Raw genomic sequence first — 9,863 nt, 5'->3', positions numbered from 1 at the left:
ACCCAGTAAAGCGACAATTAAATCCACCGACCGGTCCATGCATATCGCCACTAGACTCTCCGGTCCTACTCCTTGCTGACGCAGATAATGCGCCAGTTGGTTGCCTCGTCGATTTAATTCCGCATACGTCAGCGACATATCACCAAACACGACAGCTTCTGCATTCGGCGTCCGTGCCACTTGCTCTTCGAACAGCCTCTCTACAGTTCTCTCAACTGAATAATCAATAATGCCACCATCGCTCAAATTACTAAGAAAATGGCTATAATCTCGTTGATTAAGTAGACGAACAGATGACACTTGCATTTCTGGAGTTGAAAGCATTTGTCTTATAATTTCAAGCAAATGTTTTTGTAAGTTTTTCACAAGAACCGGATGAAACAGGGTCGAATTATACTTCAAATGTATCGTAGGGATAGCACCTTCAGTGAATACAACGGTTAAATCATAATTCGTCATTTCAAAGGAGGAAATTGCTTTAATATTCAATTCATCCGTATTCGAAAATAGTTCACCTAGAGGATAGTTTTCAATAACGACAATAGATCTGAATAAAGAATACAAATCTTTTTCATTCATGAAATCCTTTATATCCACCAAAGAAGTAGAATGATAAGGTTCCCTATGCAGAAGAGATGATTGAACATTTTTAAGCACATTTAAAATAGTTTCACTCGGTGAAGTTTTAATTCGTATGGGGAGCGTATTAATGAACATGCCGACAATTCGATCAACGTCTTTTATAGACTGGTCTCTTCCGGACAATGTGGTGCCGAACACTACATCCAATGTATTGTTGAATTTCTGAAGTGTGATGCCCCAAGCTGTATAAAGAAATGTAGCAACCGTCAATTGATGTGTTTGTATAAACTTATGTAAGTTCCTATGTATGTCATCTGATAACAGAAAAGAAATTTCATCCGTCTGTGTAATCGAATGAAGGCCAGCATTGAATTTCACTTCATAAGGTAATAGCAATCGATTCGAGTATCCTTCTAAGTATTCTTGCCAAAAGGCCCTCTGCGAATTAACGTCTCTGGTTCGGAAAAGCTTGATGTGCTCCTTAAATGAGGTTTTGCGTGACTCCTCAAGCGGCATTCTTTGAAGAAGACGTTTATAGTTATCCAAAAATTCTCTGAGGATAATCGCGAAACTCCAGCCGTCAATCAACATGTGATGAAAACAAATGATCATTTCGGCAGAGTTAGTACCTTTGCTGCAAAGAATAATTCGAAAAGGTGTCTTTTCTAAATCAAACTTGCTATTTCGATCGGCTGCCTTAATAGACTCGATTTGTTCGACCATGTCAGTCGTGTTGTCCAATACTCGATGCTCCCATTGCAATTCGGAATGTTTGAGAACAACTTGAACAGGATTATCTAAGTTTGTCCATCTAAATACCGCTCGAAGCATCTGGTTCGAGGCAATAACGAAAGACCACGCCTGCTTTAACAAATCCGGTTGTATAACCCCAGTAAGCTCCAAAGAAGTTTGTTCAAAGTATAACTCGCTTTCCGGAGATAGTAGAGTGTGGAAAAGCATTCCATGCTGAACAGGAGATAATCCTAATACATCTTCAACTAGAGCCTTATCTAATTTTCGGGGCGACATATACTTCCTCACTCTCATTAGTTAACTGAATAATTGATCCAGATCTTGTTGATTCACGTCAGCAGCATCAAAATCGGATGGAGTAAAAGTACGGTCTTCTATTTCTGAGACAAATTGAATAACGGACTTGATGTGGTCTAACAAACAGGTACAAAACTCTATCATTGTCTCTTGATAGTAGACTTGACTATTAAAAGAGATTTCAACACGTAGGACACGATCAACAATCATGCAATTGATATCCAATCCTGTTGACATTTCATTGTCACAAGATATCTCATCCTGTGCAGTGGCGAGAGCAAGAGAAAACAGTTCATTGTTCATTTCCCTATCAAACTGACCCAAATAATTAAATCGAATCGCTGTTCGATCTTGCTTTGAATGGCCCCATTCTTTTCTTATATACTTAAATAAGCCATAACCGATTCCATGGTTGGGTATCGACCTGATTTGTTCCTTTATACCAATCACTTGATCTTTCATTTCTTGTTCTGGTAATTTCATTAAGAATGGATAGAGCGAAGTGAACCAACCGACAGTTCTGGTCAGATCTATACCTTCTAAGTGCCTTCCATGGCTCTCCAGTTCGATAATAAATTCATTTTCTCCAGTCCAACTTTTTAAAGTTCTGGCCAAAGCAATCAATAATAAATCGATGACTTCCGTATTAAAGGCTCGATAGCATTTGGTTTTCAAAATCTCCGTCCATAGTTCATCCAACGTATCTTGAACAACTTCCTGGTTGTTATACCGCCAATCTTCAGGATTCTTGTCTACGGGCAATATAAAATCTCGCCTTTTTTCTTCAATAGGGGTCCAATATTCCCGCTCTTTCAATAGTCCACTCTGAGAGGAGTATTGATCTAAGAAATCCGTCCAGTTCTTTAGAGAGGCCGTTTTCTCGGCTAACATGGAGTTGTCCTGACTGGATGGTACTTGGTAAAGGAATGTAAGATCCTCCAAAAGAATTCTCCAAGATACGCCATCTACCAAGATATGATGAGCAGTAATAAATAAACGGTAGGAAGTTTGACTGCATTTAAAAAGTACCGCTTTAATCAAAATAGAAGATTCAATGTTGAATCCGGACTTATGCATAATTATTTGATGCCTTAACTCCCATTCCAATTCATCTTCGCCACAATGACTCAAATCTACCAATTCAATATGAAAAGGACGATCTAATAAGACATTGTTAATGAAAAATCGCCCTCTCGATTGATCCCAGTTCAGTCTCAATCCATCATGATGTGTAATAAGTAATTTGAAACACTGTTCTAATCGTTTTCTGTCTGGTGCGTTATGGAACGAAAGCAAAACCGATTGATTGTAGTAATTCGGATTTGTAAGATATTGTTCCATGAACCAGTGTTGAATAGGCGTCGGAACCATGTCGGCTGTTACAATGCTTGATCGTACATTTTTTCGAGAGTTTGTATTTTTACAAATTGGCAAATATCCACAATGGTCTGATGACTTAGAATATGTCGCACCTGAATAGACTGGGATCCATTATTAAATTTAGAAGCGATTTGGATCGCTTTGATCGAGTCTCCTCCTAATTCAAAGAAATTGTCGGTTGTACCGATTGATTCAACGCCCAATATCTCCCTCCAAATCGCTACCATTGATTCCTCTATTGCATTCATGGGTTCAACGTTACCCTTCATCTGTACTGAATGCTTACCCAAATCAGGTAACTGATTTAAATCAACCTTTCCCGAAGCCGTTAAAGGAAATTGGTCCAAGTAAATGAAGTGAGAAGGGATCATATAATCTGGTAAGTATTCCCTCAAATAACCACGTAACTCTGTCACTGAAGGGCGAGCTTCTGAAATGAGATAAGCAGCCAATTCGGTATGACCATGTTGGTTGAGCTTGGCCACGATGGCAGCATCAAATATATCTTTTCTTTTCGAAAGAGTTTGTTTGATCTCATCAGTTTCGACGCGATATCCACGTACCTTGACTTGACGATCTATTCTCCCCAATATTCAATGTTCCCGTCCTCCAACCAGCGCGCTAAATCACCGGTTCTGTAAAGGAGCTCACCATCTTTAATAACAAATTGAGATGTTGTATTCGCCTGAGAGTTCACATAACCGAGTGCTACACCTTTTCCCGATAAGCACAATTCGCCCGAAAAGCGTTTCGGACGTAAACGACCTTTGCTATCCAAAATATAAGCCTTTTGATTGGGAAGCGGTCTTCCAATAAGAACAGGCGATGATTCATCTTTCTTTATCGTATGACTAGTCGCATATATAGTGCATTCCGTTGGGCCATAGATGTTTTCGATAACAGCTGTAGGAAATACCTCGATTAACTCATTGGTAAGCTCTGCCGGAAATGCTTCACCCGCCACAAAAATATATTTTAATGAGGGCAGCGGTGAATCCGCACAGAAAGAGCAGAACCATTTCAATAGAGAAGGAACGAAATTGATATGCGTTATGCCAAATCTTCTGACATTTTCGTGAATCGCGCCCAAATCCTTCTCAGTTTCCTCTTCTGCGATAACTAAGTGTCCGTCTCCTATGCACCAGCCCAGCAGTTCTACGATGGATACATCAAATGTATAATTTGTTTTCAAAAGATAACTGTCACCAAAATTTGTAGGATATTTATATTGCACGGTTAGCAACAAGTTCATTAGACTGCCATGTGTAATCATTACCCCCTTCGGCTTACCAGTGGATCCCGAAGTGTAAATTACATAGGCTGGTTCCTCTGGATCAGGTAATTGCAAGCAGGTAAATACTGGTTGCCTTTCAAGAATGACAGGGTCTTTCAAAAATACTCCTTCTACGGGAAGAAGAGAGAACTCAAATTTCCACTGATTGATATTAGTTAACATTAATGCAGCAGAGCTGTCTTCCAGCATGAAACGTATCCGCTCCAGAGGAAAGTTCGGATCAATCGGTAAATAAGATGCACCGGCTCTTAACACACCGATTACACTGACCACCATATCGACGGATCGGCTTGTCAAGAGCGCAACCGTCTGCTTAGAGCCAATCCCCCTATCGTGCAAATAAGATGCGACTTGGCCAGTTTTATCCCATAATTCTCGATAGGTAATTTGCTGGTTACCGTATTTAACAGCAATTTGCTGCGGATATTCGGCTATTTTCTTCTCGAGCCAATGAATTACCGTCGGTTCTTCGACGGTGAACTCCATATTTGTATCATTAAATGTAAAGAGTATTTCTCGCCTTTCATTATCTGTCATTGGATCTATTTGGTTTGCTTTCATGAGAGAGGAATCCACCATCTGTTCCAGGATCCGCTGATAATAAATCGCTATTTTTTGAATCGATGCAGGTTTGAACAATTTCGTACAGTACTCAAGCTCCAACAGAGTCTTGTTAGCTTTCTCCACTATTTCCAATGTCATTTCGAACTTCGAGGCGCGTAGGGTATAGTCTACAGTTTTGAGTGGTCCATCTTCCCTGTCAAAGTCCAGTTCACGATGACGATAAACAAAGAGAGTATCGAATAAAGGATGCCGTCCCATATCCCTTTGTATTTCAAACCCTTGCAGCATTTGATCCATCGGGAAGTCTTGACGAGCGTGACATTCAAGTACAATTCTATGAACAAATGCCACAAATTCCGGAGATGTCAAATCCGTCGGCACGCTTATTCGCAAAGGCAACGTGTTGATAAACATGCCAACTGACTGGCTCCAACGATGCGGACGATTGTTAAAAACAGTTCCAAAAATAATTTCTTCTTGGTCAGTAATGTATGACAACAACAATGAATAGGAGGCTAGAAACACCGTATAAGGGGTAACTTGCCATTCGAATGCAGCTCTTCGGATTTGTTGCACCAGAGTTTCATTCAACTCCATCCGGATTCGATCGCCTTCCAATTGCTGATATGGCTGTCTCGGATAGTCTGTCATGAGATGCAGGACCGGCAGTTCCCCCTGAAGGAATCCCTTCCAAAAAGCTCGCTGTTCCTCCAATCCAATAGTTTCCTTTTTGTCCTGCAAGGTCACATAATCCGCAAACGCCAGATTGCCATCCATCTCATTCACATGTGTTCCCACATAGAGATTAATGAACTCTTCGACAAGCAACTTCATAGATAAACCGTCCGCAACGATATGATGGGTATCCATAATGATCATGCTGTAATTAAGTGGGAATCGGATGACCCCGACCCGAAATATTGGAGCTTGATGGAACGTGAACGGACGTACAAAACCATCAACAATCTCAGACCATTGAGTTTCATCTCCAACCAACTGTTCCACTAGGACTTCCGCTGTATTCAGAATTGAGTACATAATCTGCCCCTGCTCGACGAAAAAGGAAGCTCTTAACATCTCATGGCGAGATAGCAACATTTGAACCGCTTTGTCCAGCCGATCCGGTTGAATATCATCTACTTTGAAAACGACCGGCATATTATAACTGACCGTCCAGGGGTCCGTTTGCATAATGGCATAAATTCCACGTTGTTGGGATGAAACAGGATAAGCTTGCATCTCTTCTGCTTTCTGTAATTTGAAATCGTTACGAGAAGGTAGAGCTGAATCGACATACTCGGCCAATTGTTTAATGGTAGGACGATTAAACAATTCCGCCAGGGACATTGATACACCTAATGTTTCTTCAATTCGGGATAAGACCGTTCCCGCTATTAACGAATGCCCTCCGACCTCGAAAAAGTTGGCTGTGATAGGAATCTCACCCACATAATGTTTCAATTCTTCCAGCCAAATTTCGGTGATTTTCATTTCCGTCTTACTCCCCGGGCTGCCGCTTGGTTGATATACTTTCGACTGTTCGGAAGTAAACCTTGAGGACAAAGCACTCCTATCCACTTTGCCATTCGCAGTCACAGGAATGCTGTCTACCATAAACACATGATGAGGAATCATATAAGTCGGTAAATAAGGAGATAACGACTCACACACCTCATCCATAGTTATTCTATTTACTGAGGAGAGAAAAGCGCTTAATTTTTTGTTGCCATATTCGTCCTCTATCGTCAGAACTACCGCTTCCCGTACCTGAGGCATTTGGAGTAGAAATCTTTCGATCTCTCCAAGTTCGATCCGGTATCCTCGAATTTTCACTTGGTCATCAATCCGTCCCAAGTATTCCAAGTTCCCCTCTGGCTGCCAGCGCACCAAATCCCCGGTTCGGTAAAGACGCTTGTCCCACTGCGGATGAACGATAAACTTCTCATTCGTCAGCTCTGGACGATTCCAATACCCCCGTGCCAAGCCATCGCCACCAACGTACAATTCACCCGATACGCCCATGGGAACTAGCTGCATCTCATCATCCAGCACGAACGCCTGCGTATTAGCGATCGGGCGGCCGATGTGTGGCACTCCTTCACATGCCTCTGACGGTACGGTTCCTGCCGTTGTGACTACCGTGTTCTCCGTCGGTCCGTAGTGGTTAACTAATGTAAACGGAAGCCCTTCTGGCGCATATTGCCCTAGACGGTCGCCTCCTGTCAGCAAATAACGGATCTTCGTTTCCTCAGGCCATACCAGACCAAGCATGCTTTCCGCCAGGGGCGTCGGCATAAAGCTTAGCGTGATCCCCGTCCCGATCATCCAATCCCGCAATCGACTCGGCATCAGCCTCGTCTCTTCAGCAGGTATATACAGACTTGCCCCCTTAATCAGATAAGGCCATATCTCCCACCCCGAGGCATCGAAGGCAACTCCAGCAATTAGCGTAGCCCGGTCTCTTGACTCCACCCTGTAAGCGCCGCAGTGCCAAAGCACCAGGTTTAGCAGCGACCGGTGTTCGATCACCACACCCTTCGGGTGTCCCGTTGATCCCGACGTGTAAATTAGATAAGCCACATGGTCCGATGAAGCCTGCGCGCCGGGATTGTCTTCCCTGAAGCGATCGAGTGCAGAACCATCCCGATCCAAGCACATCGTCTGCACTCCGTCTTTCGACAGTAGGTCTAGCCATTTTTCTGTCGTCACCACCACGGATACGCCCGAATCCGCCAGCATGTAAGCGAGACGTTCCGGCGGATATGACGGATCCAGCGGCACGTACGCGCCCCCTGCTTTGAGCACACCCAGCAAAGCAACGATTAGATCCACCGACCGTTCCATGCAAATCGCCACAAGACTCTCCGGTCCCACCCCTTGCTGATGCAGGTAATGCGCCAGTTGGTTGCTTCGTCGATTCAATTCCGCATACGTTAGCGTCTCATCCTCGAACACAACCGCTTCCGCATCCGGCGTTCTCGCCGCTTGTTCCTCGAATAGTTTATGTATACACTTGTCATCCGCATATGGGCGCGTTGTTTCGTTCCACGCCTGCATTTGGCCGATTTCTGTTTCCGCTAAATAAGGCAACCCTCTTACCGGTTGTTCAGGAAAGGTAACGACCTGTTGTAACAAATTCAAATAATGATTGAATAATTGCTTCATCGAAGCTTCAGCAAATAAATCCGTATTATATTCCAACTGAACTAAGAGCTTTCCATCACGTTCCTGTACAAACATGCTCAAGTCGAACTTCGATGTATTCCCACTTTCCGCTTGCATCGTGAATCGATTCCCGTTCGCTTCCTTCGTTTCATACGATTGTTGCATAACGAAAAGGGTTTGAAACAAGGGATGCCGGCTTAATTCCCTTTCCACTTTCATTTCGTCAAGCAGCATTTCAAATGGGAGATCCTGATGATCGTTCGCACCTGTTGCAACGTCCCGGACGCGGGCTAGAATTTCTTGAAAGGTAGGGTTATTATTCGCTAGTTGAACTCTCAGCGCCAACGTATTGACAAAAAAACCGATAAGCGGTTCGACTTCCGTCCGGTTCCGATTGGCTATCACGGTGCCGACTATTAAATCTTCTTTCCCCGTGTATCGAAACAACAACGTGATGTAGACCGATAATAATGTCATAAACTGTGAAACACCGTTGCGTTGAGATAACTCACTGACCGATTCCGTTGCTTCCTTATCTAATAGCCATTCCAGCGTTTTGCCCCGAAATCGCTGCTGCGGCGGTCGAGGGTAATCCGTTGGCAAATCGATAACCGGGAGCTCCCCCTGCAAAACTTCCTTCCAGTACGCCATTTGCTTCTCGAACTGCCCCTGCTGGATCTGCTCTTCGTGCCACGCAGCAAAATCCGTATATTGAATGGAGAGTTCCGCAAGCGTGGGATTTCCACCTGCAGCATAGCCCTCATATAGTTGACTCAGTTCATCTAGAAATACGCCAAAAGACCAGCCGTCCGAGGCAATATGATGAATCGATACCAACAGAATGTGAGCTCGGGCTTTCAAGCGAAGAACTTGAGTCCGAATAACCGGGTCTCTCGTCAAATCAAACGGGGTATTCGCCTCTTCTTGGATCATCGACTCCGCTTCCGCGCTCGAGCGGACTACGATCAGCGGAACTTGTATTGGTGTATACGGCTCGATGATCTGCAGCGGTTTCCCGTCCATTTCTTCGAATCTTGTCCGCAACATTTCGTGCCGATTTACAATGGCCTGTACACTTTGGCGCAGTGCACCCATATTCAACTTTCCTTCGATCCGGATGCTCATCGTATTCGTGTAATAGGGGTTCTCTGGTGCCCACTGATATAGAAACCACTGCCGTCTTTGCGCACGGGATAGCGGGTGGCCTCCCTTTCCACTATGGGCTGCCGGAATAGGCAGTGCCTTGCTTGCTTCCCCCATCTCTACAAGTCGTGCTAGCCCTGCCAAGGTCGGCTCTGCGAAAAACTGCCGAAACGTCACCGCTTTCTGAAACCGGTCACGGACAGCCGAGAGCAATTGCATCACCTTGAGGGAGGCCCCCCCAAGCGAGAAAAAATTCTGATGCCTGCCGACACGACGCACCGGCAATAACCGGCTCCATATTTCCGCCAGTTGCCGCTCCACCTCTGTCTGGAGTTCCTCTTCTGCAGCATGATCCTCGAGCCCCTCCAGCGCTAGTCGGTCCACTTCCCCATTTAGCGTGACCGGAAGCTGTACGCGCTCACTTAGCGCAAGCTCCCAAGAGCGACCGAACTCCTGCGCGTCCGCATACTGGGCAAACTCTTTGCGAATTTGTCCACCTACTTCCCTTGCATCTTTCTCCCGGCTGAATGCGACATGTACAACGATCTTCTTGCTCTTTTCCGTCCGGGTAAGAGAACGAATATCTTCCTTGGAGTCATCCAAACCGATATATAGCACTGGCTTGTCCATCTGCAGCGTATACAGCAAAGAGGCGATGCCTTGATCTTCGCGGAGCGATTGATAT

At 44.4% G+C, this 9,863-nt stretch carries 4 protein-coding genes; all 4 read right to left on the bottom strand.

What is annotated here, in order from left to right:
* Nucleotides 1–1,611 (bottom strand): condensation domain-containing protein (locus JCM10914_RS27765; protein WP_036720520.1); only part of this gene is annotated, 1,611 nt, incomplete at its 3' end.
* A gap of 21 nt (nucleotides 1,612–1,632) precedes the next feature.
* Nucleotides 1,633–3,003, bottom strand: a complete 1,371-nt coding sequence (locus JCM10914_RS27760; protein ID WP_023967426.1) for a condensation domain-containing protein — start codon at nucleotides 3,001–3,003, stop codon at nucleotides 1,633–1,635.
* A gap of 8 nt (nucleotides 3,004–3,011) precedes the next feature.
* A complete protein-coding gene (locus tag JCM10914_RS27755) occupies nucleotides 3,012–3,602 on the bottom strand; it encodes a phosphopantetheine-binding protein (protein WP_036720517.1) in 591 nt (196 codons plus the stop codon).
* Nucleotides 3,590–9,826: a non-ribosomal peptide synthetase gene (locus JCM10914_RS27750; protein WP_206778019.1), complete on the bottom strand. Its 6,237-nt coding sequence runs from the start codon at nucleotides 9,824–9,826 to the stop codon at nucleotides 3,590–3,592. Before JCM10914_RS27750 ends, JCM10914_RS27755 begins: the two co-directional genes overlap by 13 nt.
* Between the last annotated feature and the right edge of the window lie 37 nt (nucleotides 9,827–9,863).

The sequence above is a fragment of the Paenibacillus sp. JCM 10914 genome (assembly GCF_001315105.1).
Lineage (GTDB): Bacteria > Bacillota > Bacilli > Paenibacillales > Paenibacillaceae > Paenibacillus_AQ.
This window is presented reverse-complemented; position numbering and strand designations above follow the sequence as displayed.

Bases quoted from the DNA above. Each gene is read 5' to 3' on its own strand.
- JCM10914_RS27760 (WP_023967426.1), bottom strand. From the start codon at position 3,003: ATGGTTCCGACGCCTATTCAACACTGGTTCATGGAACAATATCTTACA.